This window comes from Chitinibacter sp. SCUT-21 (assembly GCA_041874755.1).
Lineage (GTDB): Bacteria > Pseudomonadota > Gammaproteobacteria > Burkholderiales > Chitinibacteraceae > Chitinibacter.
In genome coordinates this window covers 2,999,894-3,025,529 of the sequence record CP102611.1, presented here as the reverse complement: position 1 = coordinate 3,025,529, position 25,636 = coordinate 2,999,894, and the positions used below count along the sequence as shown (strand labels likewise).

At 51.3% G+C, this 25,636-nt stretch carries 21 protein-coding genes; 6 read left to right on the top strand and 15 right to left on the bottom strand.

Annotated elements, in window-relative coordinates:
- Window positions 1–28: 28 nt before the first annotated feature.
- Window positions 29–1,099, top strand: coding sequence for a GDSL-type esterase/lipase family protein (locus tag NT239_14090; protein ID XGA70878.1), 1,071 nt, complete (start codon window positions 29–31; stop codon window positions 1,097–1,099).
- Window positions 1,100–1,327: 228 nt separating this feature from the next.
- On the opposite strand, the gene NT239_14085 is transcribed toward NT239_14090, so the two are convergent.
- From NT239_14085 to NT239_14070, 4 genes are all read right to left on the bottom strand, one after another.
- Window positions 1,328–1,591, bottom strand: coding sequence for a YbdD/YjiX family protein (locus tag NT239_14085; protein XGA72818.1), 264 nt, complete (start codon window positions 1,589–1,591; stop codon window positions 1,328–1,330).
- A gap of 124 nt (window positions 1,592–1,715) precedes the next feature.
- Entirely contained in the window at window positions 1,716–3,782 is a 2,067-nt protein-coding gene (locus NT239_14080; protein ID XGA70877.1) for a carbon starvation protein A, read from the bottom strand.
- Window positions 3,783–3,988: 206 nt separating this feature from the next.
- A complete protein-coding gene (btsR, locus tag NT239_14075) occupies window positions 3,989–4,708 on the bottom strand; it encodes a two-component system response regulator BtsR (protein XGA70876.1) in 720 nt (239 codons plus the stop codon).
- Entirely contained in the window at window positions 4,708–6,405 is a 1,698-nt protein-coding gene (locus tag NT239_14070; protein XGA70875.1) for a sensor histidine kinase, read from the bottom strand. The genes btsR and NT239_14070 overlap by 1 nt, the downstream gene beginning before the upstream one ends.
- A gap of 152 nt (window positions 6,406–6,557) precedes the next feature.
- On the opposite strand from NT239_14070, the gene NT239_14065 reads away from it, so the two are divergent.
- The gene (locus NT239_14065; protein XGA70874.1) at window positions 6,558–6,770 is read left to right on the top strand and encodes a zinc ribbon domain-containing protein; all 213 of its coding nucleotides are present in this window, start codon (window positions 6,558–6,560) and stop codon (window positions 6,768–6,770) included.
- Here the strand turns inward: NT239_14065 and NT239_14060 are convergent.
- The 7 genes from NT239_14060 to NT239_14030 form a co-directional block, all read right to left on the bottom strand.
- Window positions 6,767–7,249, bottom strand: a complete 483-nt coding sequence (locus NT239_14060) for a GAF domain-containing protein (GenBank protein XGA70873.1) — start codon at window positions 7,247–7,249, stop codon at window positions 6,767–6,769. The two genes, NT239_14065 and NT239_14060, sit on opposite strands and share 4 nt — an antisense overlap.
- 76 nt (window positions 7,250–7,325) lie before the next feature.
- On the bottom strand, window positions 7,326–10,790 hold the full coding sequence (locus NT239_14055) for a pyruvate carboxylase (protein ID XGA70872.1): 3,465 nt from the start codon (window positions 10,788–10,790) through the stop codon (window positions 7,326–7,328).
- Between the two features lie 166 nt (window positions 10,791–10,956).
- Window positions 10,957–12,009 (bottom strand): chemotaxis response regulator protein-glutamate methylesterase, encoded by a 1,053-nt coding sequence (locus NT239_14050; GenBank protein ID XGA70871.1) that lies wholly within the window; start codon window positions 12,007–12,009, stop codon window positions 10,957–10,959.
- A 2-nt stretch (window positions 12,010–12,011) separates the two neighbouring features.
- A complete protein-coding gene (locus NT239_14045) occupies window positions 12,012–13,577 on the bottom strand; it encodes a methyl-accepting chemotaxis protein (GenBank protein XGA70870.1) in 1,566 nt (521 codons plus the stop codon).
- 15 nt (window positions 13,578–13,592) lie between these two features.
- Window positions 13,593–14,108, bottom strand: coding sequence for a chemotaxis protein CheW (locus tag NT239_14040; protein ID XGA70869.1), 516 nt, complete (start codon window positions 14,106–14,108; stop codon window positions 13,593–13,595).
- Complete coding sequence (locus NT239_14035; GenBank protein XGA70868.1) at window positions 14,095–16,080, bottom strand: chemotaxis protein CheA; 1,986 nt, start codon at window positions 16,078–16,080, stop codon at window positions 14,095–14,097. The genes NT239_14040 and NT239_14035 overlap by 14 nt, the downstream gene beginning before the upstream one ends.
- Window positions 16,077–16,358: an STAS domain-containing protein gene (locus NT239_14030; GenBank protein XGA70867.1), complete on the bottom strand. Its 282-nt coding sequence runs from the start codon at window positions 16,356–16,358 to the stop codon at window positions 16,077–16,079. The genes NT239_14035 and NT239_14030 overlap by 4 nt, the downstream gene beginning before the upstream one ends.
- A 299-nt stretch (window positions 16,359–16,657) precedes the next feature.
- Between NT239_14030 and chrA the strand changes: the two genes are divergently transcribed.
- The 4 genes from chrA to aqpZ all read left to right on the top strand — a co-directional run bounded on the left by chrA (window position 16,658) and on the right by aqpZ (window position 21,039).
- The gene (gene chrA, locus NT239_14025; GenBank protein XGA70866.1) at window positions 16,658–18,019 is read left to right on the top strand and encodes a chromate efflux transporter; all 1,362 of its coding nucleotides are present in this window, start codon (window positions 16,658–16,660) and stop codon (window positions 18,017–18,019) included.
- Window positions 18,020–18,165: 146 nt separating this feature from the next.
- A complete protein-coding gene (locus NT239_14020) occupies window positions 18,166–19,023 on the top strand; it encodes a GGDEF domain-containing protein (GenBank protein ID XGA70865.1) in 858 nt (285 codons plus the stop codon).
- Window positions 19,024–19,125: 102 nt separating this feature from the next.
- Window positions 19,126–20,193, top strand: a complete 1,068-nt coding sequence (hisC, locus tag NT239_14015) for a histidinol-phosphate transaminase (protein ID XGA70864.1) — start codon at window positions 19,126–19,128, stop codon at window positions 20,191–20,193.
- Between the two features lie 141 nt (window positions 20,194–20,334).
- Window positions 20,335–21,039, top strand: coding sequence for an aquaporin Z (gene aqpZ, locus NT239_14010; protein ID XGA70863.1), 705 nt, complete (start codon window positions 20,335–20,337; stop codon window positions 21,037–21,039).
- 71 nt (window positions 21,040–21,110) lie between these two features.
- Here the strand turns inward: aqpZ and NT239_14005 are convergent, their stop codons facing one another.
- The 4 genes from NT239_14005 to NT239_13990 form a co-directional block, all read right to left on the bottom strand.
- On the bottom strand, window positions 21,111–21,512 hold the full coding sequence (locus tag NT239_14005) for an energy transducer TonB (protein ID XGA70862.1): 402 nt from the start codon (window positions 21,510–21,512) through the stop codon (window positions 21,111–21,113).
- Window positions 21,513–21,514: 2 nt separating this feature from the next.
- A complete protein-coding gene (locus NT239_14000; protein XGA70861.1) occupies window positions 21,515–22,033 on the bottom strand; it encodes a bifunctional adenosylcobinamide kinase/adenosylcobinamide-phosphate guanylyltransferase in 519 nt (172 codons plus the stop codon).
- Window positions 22,034–22,046: 13 nt separating this feature from the next.
- Window positions 22,047–22,934 (bottom strand): DMT family transporter, encoded by an 888-nt coding sequence (locus NT239_13995; GenBank protein XGA70860.1) that lies wholly within the window; start codon window positions 22,932–22,934, stop codon window positions 22,047–22,049.
- 72 nt (window positions 22,935–23,006) lie between these two features.
- Window positions 23,007–25,616, bottom strand: coding sequence for an ATP-binding protein (locus tag NT239_13990; protein ID XGA70859.1), 2,610 nt, complete (start codon window positions 25,614–25,616; stop codon window positions 23,007–23,009).
- Window positions 25,617–25,636 lie beyond the last annotated feature (20 nt).

Below are 25,636 nucleotides of genomic sequence, written 5' to 3'. Positions count from 1 at the left end.
GTAAACTGATCGATCAGGAGGAGGCTTTATGCAAAAAAAATTACTAGCCCTATTGATCAGCACGCTGAGTCTGGCGGTACAAGCCAGCGACGCAATTCATACCACCCCAGAGCAGATTCATACCAGTGGCCGCTGGCAACTCACACAGAAAGGCTATCAGGCCACATGGGCGGGAGTGACGCTTTCGGCACGTTTTAACGGCGAATCGGTCGGTGTGGTGCTTAATGATGAGCGCAGTTTTTACAGCGTTGAAATCGACGGCAAAGTGGTCCAGCAAATTACGCCAGCTTGGGGTAAACGCACGGTTAGGGTTAAAAACTTGCCCGCGGGCGAGCACACGATAGAACTCATACGCCGCAATGAAACCCCAGAATACATCGGCACCGTACACGGCTTTACGCTGGACAAAGGCCAATGGTTGGCTGCGCCCGCAGTACCAAAGCGAAAAATTGAATTTATTGGCGACTCGTTCACCGCGGCGCTGGCCAATTTATCGACCAAACGCGAATGCAGCGACGCAGAGATTGGCGCCAGCACCGACATCAGCCAAGGTTTTGCGATCAAAGTAGCACGGCAATTGGGCGCACAATGGCAAACCAATGCGATGTCGGGCATGGGGCTGATTCGCAACTGGAACGGCAATTTGCCTGATCGTGATTTTCGCACCTTTTACCCGCGCCAATTGCACACCGATGCCAGCAGCAAACTTGATGCCAAATGGCAGCCGCAATTGGTCGTCATCGGTTTAGGAATTAATGATTTTTCAACGCCAGTGAATGCCGGCGAAAAACGCACGACCGAGCAAAGGGCCACGGACTTTCAGGCGGCCTACCGCCAATTGATTGCCCAACTGAACGAGCGTTATAAAAACCCACAAATCATCCTCACCGCGATGAAGCTGTGGCCCGATGATCAGCAGCGCCCGAATGTACAAGCCGTCGTTGAGCAGGAAAAAGCGGTAGGAAATACGCGGATTCATTATCTGAACCTTGATCCGCTGCAACTCACCGCCTGCCAGTGGCACCCGAATTTAAGTGATCATCAGCAAGTAGCTGAGCAGGTGCTGGATAAAATCAAAACACTTGAATTGGCTTGGTAAACAGCATAATGGCTGAATAAAAAGCAAAAACCCAGACACTACTTAATGCCGTTCACTTAAGCAAAAAAATGGCCGTTCGCCCTGAGCTTGTCGAAGGGGAAACGGCCATTTTGTCTGTTATGCACGCCATTCATGGTTCGACAAGCTCACCACGAACGGCTTAAGTGAACGGCATTACCAGTCTCAACTGGGCTTTTGCTTTGTACTACGCCCAATGAATGGGTTTAATTAACACGGGCATTTATTGACATTGCCCGCGCCGGGAAAGCGCGCGTCAAGGCAATAGCGATAAAACTCCTCGCGCGTGAATGGCGTAGCGCCCGGATGCTGGCTGCGCATATGATCGACGTAATATTCATAATCATGAATCCCGACCATCAAGCGACAAGTCTGTACCACTTTTTGCGCGGTGTCTTTCAAGTCCGCTAACCAGTTCGAATCCGTCAACCAGTTAGAGCCCAGACTATAACGCCGAAAATCTTCCGGGCTCATCAAAACGCCGTAGGGATTAATAGCTCGCTGTTCGGCCACGTAGCGATCATATTCATCCTGCAGCGTCTCATCAGCCAAGGCAGAGCGCTGTTCACGCCCTGCGCTGGGGAGCAAAAAGCTCAGATCAAGCACGGCTGGCCTCAACTTTTAGATTGCTACCAACTTCATTCACGGTCGGATGCGCGTGGCCAAGCGCTTTGCGTACATGAATAATCGTTGCAATCAACATCGTCACCGCCACCAACATAAAGAAGGCGCATAGACCGGCGTTGATCTGGTTATTAAATACAATGCGTTCCATATCGGCGATGGTTTTGGCGGGAGCCAAAATCGTGCCGTCAGCAATCGCCGCTTTAAAGCGATCAGCTTGCGCCAAGAAACCAATCTTCGGATTTTCATGGAAGATTTTTTGCCAGCCAGCCGTCATCGACGTGATGAACAACCATACGGTTGGCACAATCGTTACCCACGCGTAGCGCTCTTTCTTCATCTTGAACAACACCACGGTACCGAGTAGCAAGGCCATCGACGCGAGCATCTGGTTACCAATCCCGAACAGCGGCCACAGCGTATTAATACCACCCAATGGGTCGGTTACGCCTTGGTAAACGAAGAAGCCCCAACCCGATACGGCCACCGCGGTACCGAGCATATTGCCGGCCCATGAAGTGCTTTTTGCAAAGCCAGGGATAAACACACCCACCGTGTCTTGCACCATAAAGCGGCAAGCACGCGTACCGGCATCGACTGCAGTCAAAATAAACAGCGCTTCAAACAGAATGGCAAAGTGATACCAGAACGCCATCATCGCTTTGCTGCCGAAGATGTCGGAAATAATCGCCGCCATACCCACTGCAAACGTTGGTGCACCACCCGCACGCGACAAGATTGAATGCTCGCCGACGTCTTTGGCCATTTGCGTCAAGATTTCTGGTGTGATCACAAAGCCCCAGCCATTAATCACGGTTGACGCGCTTTCTACCGTTTTACCAATCACGGCAGCTGGCGAGTTCATCGCAAAGTAGATACCAGGATCGAGAACCGAAGCACAAATCAGCGCCATGATCGCAACAAACGATTCACACAACATCGAGCCGTAGCCAATCACGCGCATATGGCTTTCTTTCTCAACCAGTTTTGGCGTTGTACCTGATGACACCAAGGCGTGGAAACCTGAAATTGCGCCGCAGGCAATGGTAATGAACAAGAATGGGAATAATGAACCCGAGAAAACTGGGCCAGTACCGTCGATGAATTTTGTCACCGCTGGCATTTTCAGCTCTGGCGCGGCAAACACAATACCGACCGCCAAACCAGCAATCACACCGATTTTCAAGAAGGTAGACAGATAATCACGTGGCGCAAGCAAGAGCCAAACAGGCAAGGCCGACGCGATAAAGCCATACAGCACCAGCGCAAAAGTCAGTTGCGGGCCAGTCATCGTGAAGAATGGGCCCCAGTATGGATCGGCAGCAATATTCTCACCAAAGACAATCGCCGCCATCATCAGCACGAAACCGATGATAGAGATTTCCATAATGCGACCTGGGCGCAGGTAGCGCATATACACGCCCATAAACAAGGCGATAGGAATCGTCATTGCAATCGAGAACACGCCCCATGGGCTTTCGGCCAAGGCCTTGATCACGACCAGCGCCAGCGCCGACAAGATAATGATCATCACGCCCAAGGCGCCGACCATCACAATAAAGCCGGGAATCGTACCGAGCTCTTGTTTGGCCATTTCACCTAAAGAACGGCCGTCGCGGCGCGTTGAAATAAACAAAATCAAGAAGTCTTGCACCGCGCCAGCGAGCATCACGCCGACCAAAATCCAGATCGTGCCGGGCAAAAACCCCATCTGCGCGGCCAAAATCGGGCCGACCAAAGGGCCCGCGCCGGCGATCGCAGCAAAGTGGTGACCAAACAGCACCCACTTATTCGTTGGCACATAATCAAGGCCATCGTTACGACGAACTGCTGGTGTTAAGCGCGAATCGTCGAGCTCGAACACTTTTTCTGCGATAAATTTGGAATAGAAACGATAGGCGATGCTGTAGCAAGAAATTGCTGCCAACACCAACCACACGGCATTAACGTGCTCGCCGCGCGACAGCGCGAGCATGGCAAAGGAGAATGCGCCGCCCAGCGTCACCGCCGCCCACGCTCCCCACTGCTTGATTGAGCTCATGATTGACCTCAGTGCATAGTTTTAGACACGCTGATGCTAAGCCAGGGCTTTGTGCAAGCGTTCATAAAAAGCAGGGAGCGGTTATGGGTGCAATTAAGCGGTGCGCTACACAGATTAAGCGGCGCGCATATTGATTTAGCGCAGAATAAGCAATGGCAAAATTACTACGATAGGTATAGCCCCATAATCACCATCAAACAATGACTTCAGTGCAATACTCCAAGAGCCTCTTTGACCGACTTCAAAAAGCGGCGACTCACCGGCACAGTTAAGCCCGCGCGAGTCAATAAATCTGCGCCGCCACCGTCTTGGTGGATGATTTCGGCGATACGATCAGGGTTGACCAAATGCTGACGATGGCAGCGCAGTAATTTGGTTTTTTCTTCCAACGTTTTAAGCGTCAGCTCAGTGAAGTGCTCGTTACCATCACGCGAAATCAGATACACGCCCGAGAGCCGCGCGGTGACAAACTCCACCTCGTCAATCGGCAATAACACGATGCGATCATGGCGATGGCAAGGCAGTTGTTTTAACGATTCGCGCGGCGCGAGCGCACTGTAGTCGGGTCGACTACCCAGTGATTTTCTCAATCGAGTCAGCGTTTTAACCAAGCGATTGGCTTCAACAGGCTTGAGCAAATAATCAAAGGCGTGCTCTTCAAACGCTTTGACCGCGTGCTCGTCAAACGCGGTGACAAACACAATCAGCGGCAGGCGTTCTGGGTCGAGCATCGCGACCATTTCCAGCCCCGAAATACGCGGCATTTGGATATCGAGAAAGATCACGTCGGGGCGCAGGCGATTCACTTGCTGTATGCCTTCAATCGCATTGCTGGCTTCGCCAACCACTTCGACGCCTTCGGCGAGTAACAAATTGCGCAATTCGTCGCGCGCCAACGGCTCGTCATCGATTAATAAGGCCTGCATCAAGCCAACTCCTCTGCCAACGGTAACATCAAGGTGATACGGGTAAATTGATCGGATTCTTTTTCTACACTTAAGCCGTATTCTGGGCCAAAACGTGCTTTGAGCCGCCGATCAACCAAACTCATCCCCATCCCATCGCCGCGGCTCGGCTCAAACAAACCGGCGTTGTCTTCAACGTGCACCAGCAGCGTATTGGCTTTACTGCCCGCCTGGGCGAACAATTTCAGTTGCCCCAAACCGAGCAAATGCGAGGTGCCGTGCTTGATCGCGTTTTCGACCAAGGGCTGTAATGAAAATGCCGGCAGGCGAGTTTGTAAAAAACTCGAATCAATTTCAACCGCCACCTTCAATCTGTCGCCAAAGCGCGCCAACTCGATTTGCAAATAGGCGTTGATATGCTCTAACTCATCGGCCAGCGTCACCATTTCGTCGGGCCGCTTGAGGTTTTTGCGAAAGAACGTTGATAAATGCTGCACCAAGGCACGAGCGCGATCAGGGTCTAGCCGAATTACAGCATTCAAGGTATTGAGCGCATTAAATAGAAAATGCGGGTTCACCTGCGCGTGCAGCAATTTGATTTCGGATTGCGCCAGCAGCGCGCGTTGCGCCTCGATCCGCCCAGTTAGAATTTGGCGCGACAGTAATTTGGCGATCCCCTCACCCAAGGTGCGATTCAGCTTGGCAAACAAGCGCCCTTTCGGTTCGTACAGCTTGATCGTACCGATCACCTGATCATCAGCGTCTTGCAGCGGAATCACCAAGGTTGAGCCGAGTTTGCAATCGGCGTGGATCGAACATTTATACGCGACCTCATTGCCATCGGCATACACAACCCGATTATCACGAATCGCCTGTATCGTATGCTGCGAGGTGATTGGCGTGCAGGGCAAATGATGGTCTGAACCGGTGCCGGTAAACGCGAGTAACTTTTCTCTATCGGTAATTGCCACCGCGCCAACGCCGGTTTCTTCGGAAATAATTTTCGCCACTTTCATCGAGTTGGCTTCGTTAAAGCCCGAACGCAACACACCCTCAGTGCGGGCAGCGATACGCAGCGCATGCGCAGAAAAAGCATTGGAAAATTGCTCGGCCAGCGCGCGTCGATCAAGCAGCAATCGCATAAACATTGCCGCGCCAACGCTATTGGCAATTAACATCGGCAGCGCCACATGGTTCACAACAGAAAACGCGGTGGAATACGGGCGGGTCAGCAGCAGAATAATCAACATCTGCATCATTTCGGCCACCAGCGTTACCAGGCCGACCAACATGGGTTGAAACAATAGATCAACTCGCCCATTGCGAATCAGAAAACGATGCACCATGCCGCCGAGCAGACCTTCGCAAATCGTCGACACCATGCACGCCACATCGGTTGGGCCGCCCATCGTGTAGCGATGAAAACCGCCGGTAAAACCCACCGCCAGCCCGACCGAAGGCCCGCCCAACAAACCGCCGAGCACAGCACCAATCGCACGGATATTGGCAATCGAATCGTCGACCTTCAGGCCAAGATAAGTGCCTAAAATGCAAAAACCGGAAAAAACGACGTAACAGGTGAGCTTGTGCGGCAAGCGAATCGACACTTGCATCAGCGGCGTAAAGAGCGGCGTGCGTGCCAATAGCCACGCAATCACCATAAAAATGCAGGTTTGCTGCAGCAAGAGCACAACGAGATAGAGTTGCTGATTCAGCATCGCAAAACGCTCAGACCAAGGAACATTTCTCTTATAACGGATTTAAATCCGCAAAGCCATCCTCAATTTCCCGATGCTGTTTCTACCTCCACTTATGAGTTAAGCTTTGACATAGAAATGATATTTTGCGTATCCAACACACCGGAGTATCTATGCCAATTTATGCTTACCGTTGCAGTGAATGCGGTCATCAGGGTGATCATTTGCAAAAAATGAGTGATCCACAACTGACCGTTTGCCCCAAATGCCAAGCGCCGAAATATGAAAAACAACTGAGTGCGGTCGGTATTGCACTCAAAGGTACGGCAAGCGCCCCAACAGCGAGCGCTGTACCTCACCAATGCGGGCCTGGCTGTCAGCATTAAGCCACGTCGGTCATTGCCACAAAACACGCGACCAGCTTTTCTAGGCCAAGCTGGTCGGCGTCGCTAAAGCGATTCAGTTGTGGGCTATCAATATCAAACACGCCCAATAAACGCTCGCCCACGATAACAGGCAAGACAATTTCCGAATTTGATGCCGAGTCACAAGCGATGTGGCCGTCAAAAGCGTGCACGTCGGCCACGACGATGGTTTTGCGCTGCTGCGCCGCGGCACCACATACGCCACGGCCAAATGGAATCTTTACGCACGCCACTTTGCCCTGAAACGGCCCCAAGAGCAGCGTTTGGTCTTGCGCTAAATAAAACCCCGCCCAATTCAAATCGGCCAAGGTCTGGAAAATAAACGCCGAAAACTGCGCGGCATTCGTCACGAAATTGCGCTCGCCCGCGAGCAAGCTTTGCAATTGCAGTTCCAATTGCGCGTAATCTGGGGTGCGGGTGCGCTCGGTGGTTTCAAACATGGCAATACCTTTTATCCAGTAAAAACGCCGACCTCGTTTAAAAGGTCGGCGTTGTATTTCATTTTAATGCACTATATTAAACCGCTTCTAGCACCACTAGTAAATCATGCGCTTTGACTGCTGAGCCACGCTTGATCAGCACGTCTTTGACCGTTGCGGCAAACTCGGCGCGAATCGCGGTTTCCATCTTCATCGCTTCAATGGCGAGCAAAGTATCGCCTTTTTCAACGCGCTGCCCTGCTTTGACCGCCACATTAACGACCATACCCGGCATCGGCGCGCCGATATGGGCTGGGTTGCCCGCTTCAGCACGTTGATGGCTGGCGCTCGCCACTGCGGCTTTGCCCTCAGTAGCGGCTTTGGCAATGCGTACCGTGCGTGGCTGACCGTTGAGTTCGAAGAAGATTTTCACTTCACCATCGCTCGGCACTTCGGTCTGACCTTGCAAGGTCATAATCAGCGATTTGCCCGGCTCCAGATCGACCGTTGCTTCTTCATGCTCGGCAAGCCCGTAGAAGAACACCGGTGTTGGCAGTTTCGACACATCACCGTAATGGCTTTGGTGCTCGGCAAAATCGCGGAATACTTTTGGATACATCAGGTAAGACGCCAAATCCGCATCGCTAATCTTGCGACCCGTCGCTTTTTCAGCTTCAGCTCGTACCGCCTCCAGATCGGCTGGTGGCAAGCTCGCGCCTGGGCGCTCGGTCAGCGGTTTTGCGCCTTTCAGGATTTTGTTTTGCAGCGCGACTGGGAAGCCATCCGGCGGCAGGCCCAACTCGCCTTTAAACAGCGAAATCACCGATTCTGGGAAGTCAAAATCACGCGTAGCGCTCTCAACATCGGCCATCGTTAAGTCGTTCAGCACCAACCACAGCGCCATATCACCGACGACTTTCGACGTTGGTGTCACTTTCACAATATCGCCAAACGCGCGGTTTACGTCAGCATACGCGCGTGACACCTCAGGCCAGCGCGCTTCCAAACCCGTCGCGATCGCTTGCTCGCGCAAATTGGTGTATTGGCCGCCCGGCATTTCGTGCTGGTACACGTCCGACGTACCGGCGCGCATATCGGCTTCGAACGGCGCGTAGAAACGACGCACTCCTTCCCAATAAGTCGACAGCGACTTCATATTATTCAAGTCAACATCCGGCGCACGCTCAGTGCCTTCCAGCGCGGCAACAATCGCGCCTAAATTCGGTTGCGACGTTAGGCCACTCATTGAATCGAGCGCGCCATCAACCGCATCAACGCCCGCTTCAATCGCCGCCAACACGCTGGCCGCCGCGATGCCGCTGGTGTCGTGCGTGTGGAAATGAATCGGCAAGCCGACTTCTTCTTTCAGTGCTTTGACCAAGGCCGACGCAGCGCGTGGGCGGCAAATGCCGGCCATGTCTTTAATACCGAGCACGTGTGCGCCGGCTTTTTCGAGCTCTTTGGCCATTTTGACGTAATAGGCCAAGTTGTATTTGCTGCGCGCTGGGTCGAACAAATCGCCGGTGTAGCAAATCGTGCCTTCACACACGCCACCCGCCTCGATCACCGCGTCCATCGCAACGCGCATGTTTTCCACCCAGTTCAGCGAATCGAACACGCGGAAAATATCAACGCCATTGATCGCCGCTTGCTGTACGAAATAGCGCACGACGTTGTCGGGGTAATTGGTGTAACCGACGGCGTTGGACGCACGCAGCAACATTTGGAACGGCACATTCGGCACCGCAGCGCGCAGTTCGCGCAGACGGGCAAACGGGTCTTCCTTCAAAAAGCGCATCGCCACGTCAAACGTCGCACCGCCCCAGCATTCCATCGACAATAAATTGGGCAACATGCGCGCGTAATGCGGCGCAATTTTGACCATATCGTGCGTGCGCATCCGCGTGGCAAACAACGATTGGTGCGCGTCGCGCATGGTCGTATCGGTCAGCAACACTTGCGGCTGCGCTTTCATCCAGTCGGCAAAACCTTGCGCGCCACGCTCGAGCAAAATATCGCGCGTACCGCGTGGAATCTCGGTGCTCAGTACAATTTTTGGCGTGATCGGCTCAGACAAAGGCAGCGCTGGTTTGCTGCGGCCTTTCATTTCTGGGTTGCCATTCACCACCACATTACCGATAAAGCGCAGCAGGCGCGATGCGCGATCACGGCGGTGGGTAAATTTAAACAGCTCTGGCGTCGTATCAATAAAGCGCGTAATCGCCTCACCCGACAAAAATTGTGGATGGCTGATGACGTTTTCCAAAAACAGCAAATTGGTCGACAGGCCACGAATGCGGAACTCGCGCAAGGCGCGATCCATACGGTGCGCGGCCTCGTGAGACGTTGCCGCCCACGCGGTCACTTTCACCAACAGCGAATCGTAGTACGGCGTGATCACCGCTCCGGCGTACGCAGTACCCGCATCCAGACGGATACCGAAACCAGCTGGGCTGCGATACGCAGTCAGGCGGCCATAATCGGGTACGAAATTATTTTCCGGGTCTTCCGTCGTTACACGGCACTGAATCGCATGGCCGCTCAGGCGCAAATCTGCCTGCGCGGGAACGCCGGTTTCAGGGTCGGTGAGCTTGGCACCGGCTGTCACGCGAATCTGCGCTTTGACAATATCAACGCCAGTGACTTGCTCGGTAACGGTGTGCTCAACCTGAATACGCGGGTTCACTTCAATAAAGTAAAACTTGCCAGTATCGGCGTCCATCAGAAATTCGACGGTACCTGCGTGGCTATACCCCACCGCTTGGCCTAAGCGCAGCGCGGCATTACACAACTCGCTACGCGTCTCATCATTCAAATACGGTGCAGGTGCGCGCTCGACGACTTTTTGGTTGCGGCGCTGAATCGTGCAGTCGCGCTCGAATAAATGCACCAAATTGCCATGCTTATCGCCGAGCAATTGCACTTCAACGTGGCGCGCACGGCGCACCAGTTTTTCTAAGTAAACTTCGTCATTACCGAACGCAGCCAGCGCTTCGCTACGCGCGGTGGCAATGCTGCCCGGCAAATCGGCTGCGCTTTCGATCACGCGCATACCACGACCACCGCCGCCCCAGCTCGCTTTCAGCATCAATGGGTAGCCAACAGCTTGCGCCATCGCCAGACATTCGTCCATATCGCTAGGCAGCGGTCCAGTCGCTGGCATCACCGGCACCCCCGCCGCCACCGCAGCATTACGCGCGGCGACTTTATTACCCAAGGTGCGCATCACGTCGGCGCGGGGGCCAATAAATTGAATGCCTTCGCGCTCACAGGCCTCGGCAAAATCTGGATTTTCTGAAAGGAAACCGTAGCCAGGGTGAATTGCATCAACGCCTGCCGCTTTGGCAACTTGCAAAATACTCTCGATATCTAAATAAGCCGCGATTGGCTTTTGACCATCGCCAACCAAATAACTTTCGTCCGCCTTAAAACGATGCAAGGCAAAACGATCTTCACGGGCATAAATAGCCACCGTTGCAATGCCCATTTCGGATGCAGCGCGCATCACTCGAATGGCGATCTCAGAACGGTTGGCGACGAGGATTTTGCGGATCTTTTTCATGGCAAGCTCAAAAACGTCAGGATTTGCCCCTATTCTGCCGTAAAAATGCACAAAATAGGCTAAAAAAAACGTCTTCGTTGCATTAGAAAAGGGAACGATACGAAATGTCACATTTGTGACAAAATCAGCCGACCCAACTCGCTATAACTGCGAGCTTGATGCGGCGTTAGGCGGATTTGGTATAGGTTAAATTTTCGATGATGCCGGGAATTTGCTGCAATGACACTACCGCGTTCGCTGCACCTAGGCGAATGGCTTCTTTGGGCATGCCAAACACCACACAACTCGCCTCGTCTTGGGCAAAACAAGTTGCACCGCTATCTCGCATTTCTTTTAAACCACGCGCCCCATCATCGCCCATGCCGGTCATAATAATCCCCACCGCGTTGGCACCGGCACATTGTGCACCGGAACGAAATAGCACATCTACTGAAGGACAATGGCGGCTCACCCGTGGGCCTGCGATTACATCGACTAAATAATTGGCTCCGCTGCGCTTAATTGTTAAATGCTTCCCGCCAGGGGCAATCAAAGCGGTGCCGGGCAATAGTCGATCATTTGCCTTAGCTTCTCGTACATCGATTTTGCAGATTTGATCTAAGCGCTTGGCAAAAGCCTCGGTAAAGACTTCAGGCATGTGCTGCACAATTGCAATGGGTGGACTAGTTCGATGTAAACGCTCCAGCACATATTCAAGAGCCTGTGTCCCCCCCGCCGAGGCGCCGATCAGCACGATTTTATCGGTCGTTTGCTGCATTGCACCGACATTCACCTGCTGCGCGATATCGCTACTCTGGGAAGTGATTAAATGAGCGGCATGCACTCTAGCTTGTGCCGCACTATAGACGGCAGCAAGTAGGCTACTGGCATCATCTAATAGCTGCTGCTTAATCCCGAGTTTGGCCTTGGCTAACACATGCAAAGCACCGAGTCGCAGAGCTTCAATCGCCGTGGCCGAGCCTTCTTGCGCCAGCGATGAGAGCACGACAACAGGCGTGGGCCGCTCTTGCATAAGCTGACGTAGAAAGGTTAAGCCATCAACACGCGGCATTTCAATATCCAGCACAATGACATCAGGCCAATCTTTTTCCATTATTGCTTTGGCAAAAATGGGATCATTGGCCACACCTATCACTTTGATATCAGGCGCTTTATTTAAAATATCGCTGACAACTTGGCGCACTACCGCGGAATCATCGATGACCAATACTTTAAACATATTCAAGCGGCCTTCAGTGGGCTGGCAAGCACACTCGTTTTTTCCAGTTTAAAGTAGGCGAGCTTTTGCCTGAGTGTCGCCGCTTGTCCGGCCATCTCCTCAGCTACTGCGCTCAACTCTTCGGACGCCGCCGCATTTTGCTGCACGATATCGTTTAAGCCCGCCAGCGCATTATTGATTTGGGCAATATTGTTCGATTGTTCGCGTGCAGAGGCTGCAATTTCTTGATTTAAATCGGCGGTGCGCTGGATGCCGGGCACCATGGCATCAAGCACTTCACCGGCCTCGTCCGCCACTTTGATGCTACGTGAAGCCAATTTGCCGATTTCCTTGGCGGCCTTTTGACTGCGCTCAGCCAATTGGCGCACTTCACCAGCAACCACCGCAAAGCCTCGCCCCTGCTCACCCGCGCGTACCGCTTCGATTGCGGCATTGAGCGCCAGCATATTGGTCTGGTAAGCAATATCGTCGATGATGTCGATACGCTCGACAATATCGTTCATCGCCTGCACGGTGGCTTTCACCGTCGAGCTGCTTTTTCCTGCATCATCGGCTGCTGTGGTTGCAAATTTTTCGGTGACCGTGGCGTGATCGGCGTTGTAAGTCACCGCGGAAGAAATATCCTGCATCGATGCGGTCACCTCTTCTAGGCTACTCGCTTGCTCGGTGGCGCTTTGAGACAAATTGATCGAGGTGGAACTCATTTGATCCGAAGCCAGTGCCACTGCCTGCGCACTATTGTGGATGTCGACAAATATCCCTTGCAAACGCACCACCATTACCTGCATCGACTCCATCAAACTACCTTGCGGATATTGCTTGCCGTGAAAATCGACGGTGAGATCGCCACCGGCAATTTGCGCAACCCATGTGTTCACATCACGCAAATCCCCCCCCAAAGTACGTTGCTGATCGTAATAGAGCCAGATCAATAAAACGCATAGAATCAATAGACCAATCAAGGCCGAGCCGACAAACTGCTGTACGCTATTTTGTATGAGCTGGGCGCTCATTAAGTGGCTTTGATGCAGGCTTTGCTTGCTACGCTGAGAGATTTCCTCTCTTAATTGCGTTAAGGCCTCACTACTTGGGCGATCGATCCCCAGAGTTTCCTGATCAATTTTTTTAGCTTGATTTTGCGTGCCAGGCTTAATCTGCGCCAAAACCTGCAAATATTGTTGATTGACCTTTGCTCTATCCGTGCGAATTTTCAACAGCATATTGCGCTCTTTTGTATCAAGCGCCGTCAAATTAATCGTATGCTCTAACGCCGCCTCAACGCCTTTAGTTTCTTCGATAAATAGCTGATGGTGATTGCGAAACATCGCTTCGTCGTAGCTGCGCAGTAGGGCATTTTTAAATTCGCGCACTTGGGTTAGGAATCGTTTTTGTGTACTCGCCATCGCATTATTCAGTGCGATATTTCGTTCGACTTGCTCAGAGACGATTTTTTCTCGCTCATTAATCGCACTCATTTTTAAATAACCCAAAAGGCCTAGCGCCAAAATACTCAGCATGATGACGCACAGCAATAAAGTGAAACGCGCTTTTAAAGACAGAGATGGCATGGCATTCCCCTGGGCTTAATTGGCAAATTGCTGTGCAAAGGCTAAATGGGCTTGCTGCGTTAACTCAGCCAACTCACTCATGTGTAACACTCGTTCCGCATCCAACACCACGACAAAACCATCATGATAGGCCGCTACGCCATGGATGAAATCATGCCGAATCTCGGTACCCAGTAATGGCGCAGCCTCAATCGTATCGGGCAGTAAAACCAAAACATCGCATACCGCGTCGACCAAAACCCCTAATAATTGCCCGGTAGTCAGCACGCAGATCACGATGCTGCTGCGCTTATGCAACGCCTGTGGCTCACGCCCAAGCCGAACAGCCAAATCAATCACGGGCATGACGTGTCCACGCAGGTTGCAAATACCACGCATGAAATTAGGCATCAGCGGAATGGGACTCACGTTGCGATAAAAAATAATTTCTCGCACTTGGGCTAAGGGCAAAGCAAACAGCTCGTCCGCCAAGGAGAACGTCAAATAATTATGGGTATAATCCGATAGAACATACCTTTCAAGACCTTCCATTCAATACCTCCGCACCGTATGGAATAATAAAAGGCGATTTCCGACTGCTATCTTGCTCGCGTTGCTCAGCCAGTTCGATCAATTGCCGAGCATCGAGTTGCAAAGCCATCTGCCCATCCGGCAAAGTGCTTGAGCCTGTCAAACACGGTAACTGCTGCAGTAACTCGTGCATAGGCTTAATCACTGCGGCCATTTCTCCGCACAACTCATCCACCACTAGCCCAACGCGCTGTGAACCATGGCTAATCACCGCAATATCACGGCGTTTGGCGCTGGGTGAGGCAATGCCAAACAAAGCGCCCAAATGCAATAGCGGCAACATTTCACCCTGCCAAGCAATATGCTTGAGCTGATCAGCCTTGGGGTCTCGTAAACCAAAACAGGCTTTAATTTGATCAACGGGCATAATAAATTGCGCCGTCGCTACGCGCAGGCGAAAGACTTGTACAATCGCCAAGGTCAAAGGCATACGCAATTTAAAGACACACCCTAGCCCCGGCTCACTATGCAGGCTAATTTGCCCGCGCAGCGCCTCAACACTGCGTTTGACTACGTCCAAACCAACGCCGCGCCCTGAAAGCGCATTCACCTCGTGCGACGTGGAAAAGCCGGGATGGAAAATCAATTGTGCTAAGCGCTCGCGATCGAGCACTTCATCACGCTGAATTAACCCCAAATGCCAGGCCCGTTCTTGAATTTGGCGCTCATCCAGCCCCCGCCCGTCATCGCGCACCTCGATTTCGATTAAACCCGCATCTTGCCGCGCCGAGACGGTCAGAACGCCACTATCTGGCTTACCCGCAGCTCGCCGTTGTTCCACCGTTTCCAAGCCGTGATCCAATGCGTTGCGAATTAAATGCAATAAAGGATCGAACAACTGATCGATAATTTGTTTATCTAGTTCGGTTTGCCCACCTAGCCGTTCAAACCGCACTATTTTTCCTAAGCTTTCTGCGGTTTCACGCACGACGCGGGGAAAGCGCTCAAAGGCATCGCTAATAGGCACCATGCGTAGTTGCAAAGCTTGGGAGCGTAATTGATTGAGTAAGCGATTCATCAGGTGCTGCGATTGTAATAATTCTTCGTCCTCTAAGCGTTGCGCGTGCAGATTGCTACCTTCACCCGCCAAAATCAGCTCTCCGACCAAATGAATCAACAGATCAAGCCGATCAGGATCGACTCTGACCCCACGCCTTTGCTCAGTAAACGTAATCGGCTTGGTTGTTGACTCAGCTGCCAATGCGATTACCCCCAACTGCTGCCAAAGCGCCATTAGCCGCGCGGGATGAGTAGATAATTGTGTGGCAAGCGCTTCAAATTGGGCATTGGTCGCATTTTTGGACAAAATTTCTGCCCGTAAATAGGGCGAATGTAACGATAAACTTTGCCGCAGTTCATCTTGGCCAAGCTGTGTTTGCAAGCCCAACTCAAGAGCGAAGTAACAATCGAGCGGATTGTATTGCGACCATTCGGGCAAATCATCGAGCAAGGTTTGCAGGTACAAAATCCGCCCCTGCTGGCGCAAAAAATCGATGATCGCGGCGGGGTCTATGCCCATTTGGAAGGCTTGAGCGTCAAAACGCAGTGATAAATGCCACTCCGATTCAGTTACAGGCGTTTGATTTTCGATCTGCGGGGATGAAGTTGCTAATTGCTCAGTTTCGGCAGCCTGTAGCAAGCGCGTCAACTGATCAATTTGCCGGTATAAATCGTCCAGCATGGCCTGATTTAATAGCTGGGGCTGCGCGCGCAGCTGGCTCAATTCGCTTTCACATTGATGGATAAAATCAACAATTACCCGAAAATCAAAAATGCTGGCCGAACCTTTGATCGTGTGAAAAATTCGGAATAATGCGGCAAGCGATTCGTCATTTGGAGAGCCTGGCTGCATAGACTGGACAATACTTTCCAATTCAAGCAATTGCTCTTGCGCCTCAACGAAAAACAATCGCTTGGCCGCCTGACTCATCATGCCCTCGCAAACAAGCGCTCAAGATTAAAAATCGAAGCCAAGGCCAAAATACTATCGCTGGGATTGGTTAGTTTCAGTTGTGGGGCATCGCGATCTAATATGCACAGCATTTGTAGGAAAGCGCTGTCGGCGTAAACAACACCAGATAAATCAATCTGTGCTGTTTGCTCGCGTAATTCAGATAGCTGCGCCCACATCTCGCCAATTCCCGCGATATCAGCGGCCCCCCGCACACAGTAAACTGGAATTTCATTGCTGTTTTTTTCTGTTAAGAACATCTCCGACCTCAATTGATTCGCATTAGACCATCCCAAAAGCCGCCAGATGCCAGCATCGGGCTGCGTTTACTATAGACGATGAAAAAAGCTGCGCAGCAATTTGCTTACGGAATCTGTACTTCAACAATGAAACCGATTGGGTTGACTACCAAAATACCCACATCGCTATTACATCACCATCGCGAACCTTGCTGCGCATCGCGACAGTCCCTCACATAAAATTGGCTGTTTTTGCTGCGCAAATCAAAGCCAAAACATTAAACTAGCGGTTTTCAATTTCAACGTTCACTGGCCTTGCGATGCCCCATTCAACAACACACAATGCTCCTGCTTCGGTTAGCTTTTGGCAGGCGCTGTTATTTTGGTGGAAATTAGGGTGGATTAGCTTTGGCGGCCCTGCAGGGCAGATCGCGATCATGCACGAAGAATTGGTCGAGCGCCGCCGCTGGATTTCAGAAAAAAGATTCTTGCATGCGCTTAACTATTGCATGCTGCTCCCAGGCCCAGAGGCGCAACAATTGGCGACCTATATCGGCTGGTTAATGCATAAAAAGCTCGGGGGTATTGTCGCCGGAGTCTTATTTGTACTGCCTTCGCTAGCAATACTGATAGCCCTTTCGTGGATTTACATTGCCTTTGGCGATATGCCACTGGTGGCGGGTATTTTTTATGGTATCAAACCCGCGGTAGCGGCCATTGTCGCGCAAGCTGCGCACCGCATCGGCGCGCGCACGCTAAAAAATAATCTGCTCTGGGCGATTGCGGCTGCGGCATTTATTGCGATCTTTGCTTTTCAGATTCCATTTCCAATCATTGTCTTGGTTGCAGCGTTAATTGGCTATGTGGTCGGACAATACCGTAAAGACTTTTTTCAAAGCGCTGCCGGCCATGCCGCCACCGCCAGCTCTGCGGGCGCAGCGATTATCGATGACCACACGCCGGTGCAAGAACATGCGCGCTTTAAGCCGATGCGACTGGCGGGCATTTTGCTTGCGGGAGCGCTGCTGTGGGCTGTGCCGATGGGGCTGCTGTATTTTGTTTACGGCTGGGAACACACGTTCACGCAAATGGGCTGGTTCTTTACCAAGGCCGCCTTGCTAACTTTTGGCGGCGCTTATGCTGTATTGCCGTATGTGTATCAGGGTGCGGTCACGCATTATCAGTGGCTGAGCCCTAGCCAAATGATGAGCGGCTTGGCATTGGGCGAAACGACGCCGGGCCCGCTGATTATGGTGGTGGCGTTTGTTGGTTTTGTTGGCGCTTATGTTAAAGCAGTTTTTGGCCCCGATTCGCTGTTCTTGGCCGGCGCGATGGCGGCCTGCTTGGTGACGTGGTTTACCTTTTTGCCGTCGTTTATTTTTATTTTGGCTGGCGCACCCTTGATCGAAAGCACGCAAAATGATTTGAAATTTACCGCGCCGCTGACCGCAATTACCGCGGCCGTCGTTGGCGTGATTGTCAATTTGGCGCTTTTTTTTGGCTACCACGTATGGTGGCCAACCGGGTTTAGCGGTTTTGGTTCACAGCTCATCAGTCAAATAGATGGCATCGCGGTGGGGATTTCCATCATTGCGGCGATTGCGCTGTTTAAATTTAAGGCCAACGTTATTCAAGTCATTGCTGGCTGTGCCTTGCTGGGATTGATTGCAACCCTGCTTTAAGCGGCTTAGCAGCAGTCAGGTCTGGCCTCCCACAAGGGCAAAAACTCAACACACCTACTAGGGCCTGAAGATCCAAATCGAAGCAGGAATTTTACTGAACTCTACCTATACTTGAGACCGATACATCGTGCGTGAATTGTCCCACTATGGATAAGATTAAAAATTGGCACTGGATTATCCTTCTGGTGGCAGTACATATCCTCATGGATACTTTACCTATCTCTGAAGGGGGCGATCTGTATGCCTTATTACTCACCAGCTTAGTGCTCATCTACATCCAAAGTGAACCCATTTTCCAGGCGAACCCTTCCAAGCATTTATCCCTAGGGATAGGCATTTATTGGTTTGCATTATTGTTTGATTATTTCGATAAATTAGTCCCGCCCCCCTGGGCAGAGCCACTTGATATACTTGATGGCCTGCTGCTGACCATAGGGTTTTATTTCATTGGATTGGCATTTGTAAATGCCACGCGAACACAAAAACAGCTAATTACCGAATATCAAAATGAAATACAACGTTCGAATCAATTAAAAATCGAGTTAGAGCGCCAAGCCAATACCGATGAACTAACGGGTCTCGGCAATCGCCGCGCCTTGTTTTATACCTTAAAGCAAAAGCTAGAAGCTGGTGAAACAGGCACGCTGTTATATATTGACGTGAATAACTTTAAACCTGTTAATGACCGCTTTGGCCATGAAACGGGGGATCTAGTATTAAAGCGTTGCGCGGATAAATTCAAATCAGCAGGGGCAGTGGCCTTTCGAATTGGCGGCGATGAATTTGTAATCTTGCTCAGCCACGAAGATCCTAAATTATGGGCATTAAATCTCTGTAGGAGTGCAACAGATCTGGCTCAAGACTATGATATTTCACTCAGTATCGGCCTAGCGCCATTCTCTCCCCATAATCCAACCACGCCCGACGCTTTACTCGAACAGGCCGATAAAGATATGTATTCCGAAAAACAATCCAGCCGTCGTCGACAAGAAAACAGGCGCTAAGTTACGGCAAGCCGCTCAATTTTTTGAGTTGCACATGGATCAACGCAAAATGGCTTGATCTTGGTAGAATCAGTGCAAACCCTTATCACTGAGCACCTGACCATGAGCCGCTTTTGGAGCCCTGTCGTTCACACCCTCACCCCGTATACACCGGGTGAGCAGCCAAAAATCACCAATCTGATCAAACTAAACACCAACGAAAACCCGTATGGGCCATCGCCGAAGGCCATCGCGGCAATGCAAGCGGCGGTAAATGATCATTTGCGCCTCTACCCCGATCCGAATGGCGACGTACTGAAAGACGCTATCGCCAACTACCACAGCGCCGATGGCATTGCGCGCGCGAATGTGTTTGTGGGCAATAGCTCGGATGAAGTGTTGGCGCATACTTTCCAAGCGCTGCTCAAACACGATAAACCTTTGCTGTTTCCCGATATCAGCTACAGCTTTTATCCGGTCTACTGCGGCCTGTATGGCATTGACTACCGCCAAGTGCCACTGAATGACGCCTTTGAAATCGACACTGCCGACTATAGCGATGCCGGCGCGATTATTTTCCCCAATCCCAACGCGCCCACCGGCATTTTGTTGCCGCTCGACACCATCGAAACACTGTTGAAAGCGCATCCCGATCAAGTGGTCGTGGTCGATGAAGCCTACGTTGATTTTGGCGGAGAAAGCGCAATTAGCCTCGTACAGCGTTACGACAACTTACTCGTCGTGCAAACCCTATCGAAATCACGCTCGCTTGCTGGCTTGCGCGTTGGCTTTGCCGTCGGCCACCCCGACCTGATCGCCGCGCTAGAACGCGTTAAAAACAGCTTTAATAGCTATCCACTCGACCGCATCGCGCTGGCTGGCGCAGTAGCCGCATTTGAAGACAAGGGGTATTTCGAGCAAACCTGCGCAGCGATTAATGCCAGTCGTGATACCCTAACTCAGCAATTAACCGAACTGGGTTTTGAAGTGTTGCCATCGAAAGCCAACTTCGTCTTCGCCCGCCACCCGCAACGCGACGCAGCGCAGTTAGCGCAGGCCTTGCGCGAGCGCGCGATTTTGGTACGCCACTTTAAAGCACCGCGCATTGAGCAGTTTTTGCGCATCTCAATCGGCACCGATGCCGAGTGTGCGGCACTGGTTTCTGCCCTAGGTGAAATCTTATCCGCATAAAAATGTAACTTTAAAAGCAAAGAACACAAAATCTTTACTTTTCCATAGCTTTCCAAAAGAGTAATATCAATGCCATTGCCATAAGGCTGAATAACTGTCAGCACTGTGCAATGGCATTTTTTTATCACAGAGGGGAGCAACATGGTTTCATTAAAAAATAAACTCGCGGCCGAATTTATCGGCACGTTTTGGTTAGTATTGGGCGGTTGCGGTAGCGCGGTATTAGCAGCAGCTTTTCCAGAATTAGGAATTGGCTTTGTTGGTGTTTCCTTAGCATTCGGTTTAACCGTACTGACCATGGCGTATGCTGTTGGCCATATTTCAGGCGGCCATTTTAACCCTGCGGTATCAGTGGGCCTGATGATGGGCGGCCGCTTTGATGCCAAAGACTTGATTCCGTATATCATCGCCCAAGTATTGGGTGGTATTGCCGCAGCTGCTGTGCTCTATCTGATTGCCTCAGGTAAAGCGGGTTTTGTTGCCGGTGGTTTTGCAACGAATGGCTTTGATGCCTTGTCACCTGGCGGCTATTCGCTCACGGCGGTACTCGTGTGCGAAATCGTGCTGACCTTTATGTTCCTGATCATTATCTTGGGTTCTACTGACAGCCGCGCACCAGCTGGATTTGCTCCAATCGCGATTGGTTTGGGCTTAACGCTGATTCACTTGGTTTCAATTCCAGTGAGCAACACCTCAGTCAACCCAGCACGTAGCTTGGCTGTGGCCTTCTTTGCCGATACGGCAGCCTTATCACAAGTTTGGTTGTTCTGGGTTGCACCAATTATTGGTGCGGCACTGGCAGGCGTTGCATACAAATGTTTCCTGAGTTCATCGAAAGCTGAGTAATCAAACCTTCGATAAAAAAAGCCGTGCATCAATGCACGGCTTTTTTATCGCGGTAACTAGGGTAGTTCAAGTTATTTAGCTGGAATTGAAGAAGCTTCCGACGCGTCAGCCTCAAGACGGAAACGACATTTGATGCTAGTTTGAAATTGGTATGACGTTTCATTTCGAACGATTGGCGCAAAGCGCATTTGCCCCATCGCCTGAGCACATGCCTTACCCAGTCTTGGAAAAGAAGCCGATAGAATTTGAGTATCTATGACAGTTCCATCTTCACCAACAATCAACAGCAATTGAACAGTTCCAGCCTCACCCAAGTGCCGTGATATAGCGGGATAAACTGGCGGAGGAGGCGCCTGCTCTACAACTATTTCATTACTCATCGGCTTAAAGAGCATTGTGTGGCCCTCGCCTGCGAACACAAAACCAGCGAGCAGACAGTAACCGCTAAGTAAAATTTGATAGATCCGCATCATCCTCAAGCACCTCCTTTCACCACCATCGGCAAGCCCGCCACCATCAGTACGACTTCGTCGGCTTGCGCGGCGATGTGTTGCATAAAGCTGCCGTGCAGATCGACAAAATGGCGACCCATTTGGGTTTCGGCGTGTAGGCTCCAGCCGATTTCATTACCGACCGCAATCACCGTTTGCGGTGTCGCTGCGGCAAATTGTTGCCAGCGCTGCTTGGCCTCAACAAGCGTGGCGTCTCTATCGTATTGGCAATCGGTAAATAGATTAGTCAGCCACAGTGTAATGCAATCGAGCACGATCACTTCACCTGTAAAGCCGTGCGCGGCCAGATCGACGTCTTGCTCTAAATTAACCCAGCGCTCGTCACGCTCAGCTTGGTGGCGCGCGATGCGTTGCGCGAAATCATCGTCCCATACGCGCGAGGTGGCTAGATAGGCGGGGCGATCTGACAACGCGAGCGCGCGTTGCTCGGCATAACGACTTTTGCCACTTTTTTGCGCGCCAGTGACCACGATGAGTTTCATATACTTACCCTATCTATTTACTTGAAGGCAGCTTCAAACCATGTTCAGCGAAATATACCCCAAATAAAATCAATGCAGCCCCCGCCAAGCCCACGGCAGTGAGCTTTTCGCCCAGCACCAGCACCGCGGTCGCCATCGTTACGATGGGTATTAAATAAATATAATTGCTGGCCTTCACCGAGCCGATCAAACCCACGGCCTTATTCCACGCCACATAACACAAGGCGGAGGCGATCAGCCCCAAAAACAGCATATTGCCGCCCTGCTGCCACGTCAGCCATAAACTCAAATCAAGGCGATAGTGGCTAAACCACAAGGCAGGCAGCATCGTGATCAGGCCATAAAAAAACACTTGCCGCGTTAGGTACAAATAACCAAACCGTGCGCCGACTTTGCGCAATTGCAAACAGTACAACGCCCACGCAGCGCCCGCGAGCAAGGCCAAAATATCGCCCAGGGGGTTGAGCTGCAAAATCACCGAGCCATTAAACATCACCAAGGCTACGCCAAGTAAGGCGATGAAGGAGCCAATGGCAAAGCGCACGCTCAGTTGTTCTTCGTGGGTGATAAAGTGCGCAAAGATGGCGGTCAATAGCGGCGCGGAGGAGACTAATAAGCCGACGTTGGACGCTTGGGTAAATTGCAGCGCGTAGTTTTCGGTTAGAAAATACAGCGTAACGCCGCATAAACCTAGGCCAAAAAATTGCAATTCAGTGCGCCAAGCTTGCCATTTAAACTTCGGGTGCAGCGCGCACAGCACTACAAAGGCCAGCACAAAGCGATCAAAGGCAATTTCCACTGGCGTACGCAGCTGGAGCAGTACTTTGGTCGAAACAAAAGTCACGCCCCACACCAAGACGCAAAACAGCACCAATAAATGGCCTTTTAAATTGGATTTCATGATTATTTCAATTGAGATGGGGCAGCTAGCTTAATCGGCTAAAACATCCAATCCAGCTAGGGTTTTCCCTGATTATTGGCATTGCATGCAAGATTCATCATCATCGCACTCGGCCAGATAGTAAGACAACATATCTTGCAAACGACCAAATTCAAGCGGTTTAGCTAAAAAACCATTCATCCCTGCGGCAAGACATTGTGCTTCGCTGCTTTCAAATGCATTCGCAGTTAGCGCAATAATGGGCAGCGATTGAAACTGCGGCTGGCTGCGCAATAAACGCGTTGCTTCAATGCCATCCATTTCCGGCATCTGCCAATCCATCAAGATCAAATCAAATGGCTCACGTTGCACCATTTCAATCGCTTCTTTGCCACTGTGGGCGATTTTGACGGAACAGCCCAGTTTTTTTAAGAAAGCAAGCACAACCCGTTGATTCATTGGATTATCTTCGGCCACTAAAATGTGACCCTGCAAGCGAAGCTGACTTGGTTCCACAACAATGGCTGGCGGCTGACTATCGAGGATTTTTTTCAAGCCAACGATTAAACCATTTTCAGTCAAAGCCGGTTTCGGCAAGAAAGTTCTTTGTCCGTTTTGTCCAGCATGGGGCTGTGTTTGCCAACCGAGCACCAATGTCGGCACGTGGGTATCGAGGGTGCTCATGGCCGAAGCGGCTTCATCGATCACAATAAGATCTGCCTCAGCCAAACTAGCGCTTTGCAAATCCAGCCACTGCACGTGCGATGCGCTGAGTAAACGTTGCACCCACGCTAAGCTCCAGTTCGGCAAACCCAGCAATGCAACTTTTTTATTTTTTAAGGACGACAACGTCGGCAAAATACGCGGGCGGATCGCGTCATCACTGCCTATCGGCAAGCGGACGCTAAAACAGGAGCCCTGCCCTAACTCGGAATCTACGCTGATCGCGCCACCCATTAATTCAAGCAATAACTTACAAATGGCCAGCCCTAAACCTGTACCGCCATAACGCCGAGTTGAGCTTGAATCGGCCTGGTAAAAGCGCTGAAATAGCAACGCTTGCTGTTGTTTACTTATCCCAATTCCCGTATCACGCACAGAGATTTCAATCGCATCGCCGCTAACCCCCGCGCGAATATAAACACCACCTTGCTCAGTAAATTTCAAAGCATTCGACACTAAATTGGCAATCACCTGCTTGAGGCGCAAGCCGTCCCCGTAATAGCGGACGGGAAACACCGGTGCAATATCGAGTACGAGTTCGATACGGCGCTCAACGGCGCGTGATGCCAACATACTGCACGAGTCTTCCAGCACTTCTTGCAAATTAAAGAAATCAGGAACCAGCTCAAATTTACCCGCTTCAATTTTTGAATAATCGAGCAAATCATTCACCAGCAGCACCAGCGAATCGCCGGATTTGCGAATATTGCCCACGTATTCGCTTTGCTCTTTATTCAGCGGGGTATCGGCCAGTAATTGCGCAAACCCCAGCACGCCATTGAGGGGAGTACGAATTTCATGGCTAATCGTGGCTAAAAAATCTGATTTAGCACGGCTGGCCTCCTCGGCCATATCTTTGGCATGCGCTAAGGCCGCGGTTTGCTGCGAAAGCCGCGCATTGAGCAGGCTCATCTCTTGTTGCACTTGTTTGGCACGAATGAGTTGCGCCACAATCGCAGCAAAGAGTTTCATCACTTCGCGCTGATACGGCATCAAGGTACGACGGCGCAAGAAATTATCCGCCGCCATCCAGCCTAAATGAATACCGTCTGCATACAAGCCCACTAAGGAATTCCAGCCTCGACCGACGACCACTTTGTTGTAATAAATCGGTGCGTCTTCTTTAACAATCACTTCGCCCGGTTTTTCGGCCGCCGCAACAAAAATTTGATGCTGTGGAATGGTGGTGCTGTACCAATGTTCGTCGGTTAATTGACCATTATTATCGGTGCCGTAAGTGCCGAGCATTAACCCTTTTTCGTGGTCAACGGCAAACAAACCCAGCCGATCAATGCCCAAATCAGTAATGGCTGCACGCACAGATTCGCGCTGCAGGGTATCTAGATCAGGGGTTTGAGTGAGGCGGAGCGTAACTTCATGCAATTTTTGTAATAAGGCGCGGTATTCTTCGGCGCGCTGCAGGCTGTTTTGCAAACGACGCGTCATTTCATCGCGCTCGATCTCGCCCCCACTGAGCAATGCCTCAATCCGATCGGCCATCATGCCTGACAAAGCTTCACACTCAACACGGAATGACGCCGTTTCTAAGTATGATTTCAAGCGCTGTACATCAGTCAATTCCACATATAGCAGCGCCATCAGTTGCCCATGCGATTCGAGCGGCAAAATCCAGCGCACCAATTCGGGAACGCAATCTCCTTCTACTTCCCAAATATCCTGCACTTGAAAATCAACAGGTCGCACCGACAAGGCCGGCTCGCGCAATTGCCAAATGAGTTCTTCCACTGCTAAACCAAAAAACTCGTTGGGATTTTGTGGCTCGACAAAGCACAAAGGGCGCAAACCCACAACGGCCTGAGCGTGAACCAGCAGGGTTTCTGGCGCAGCACTCGGTAAAATCAGAAACGTGCGCTTGGCATCAAATGAATGACGAACGGCACCAACTAATTGCTCAGCAAATACTTCCCAAGTTGGCGCCTCAAGGAGCGCAGAAAGCTGGAGAACTGATTCGAGCTTCATCAAAACGACCTAAATATCAG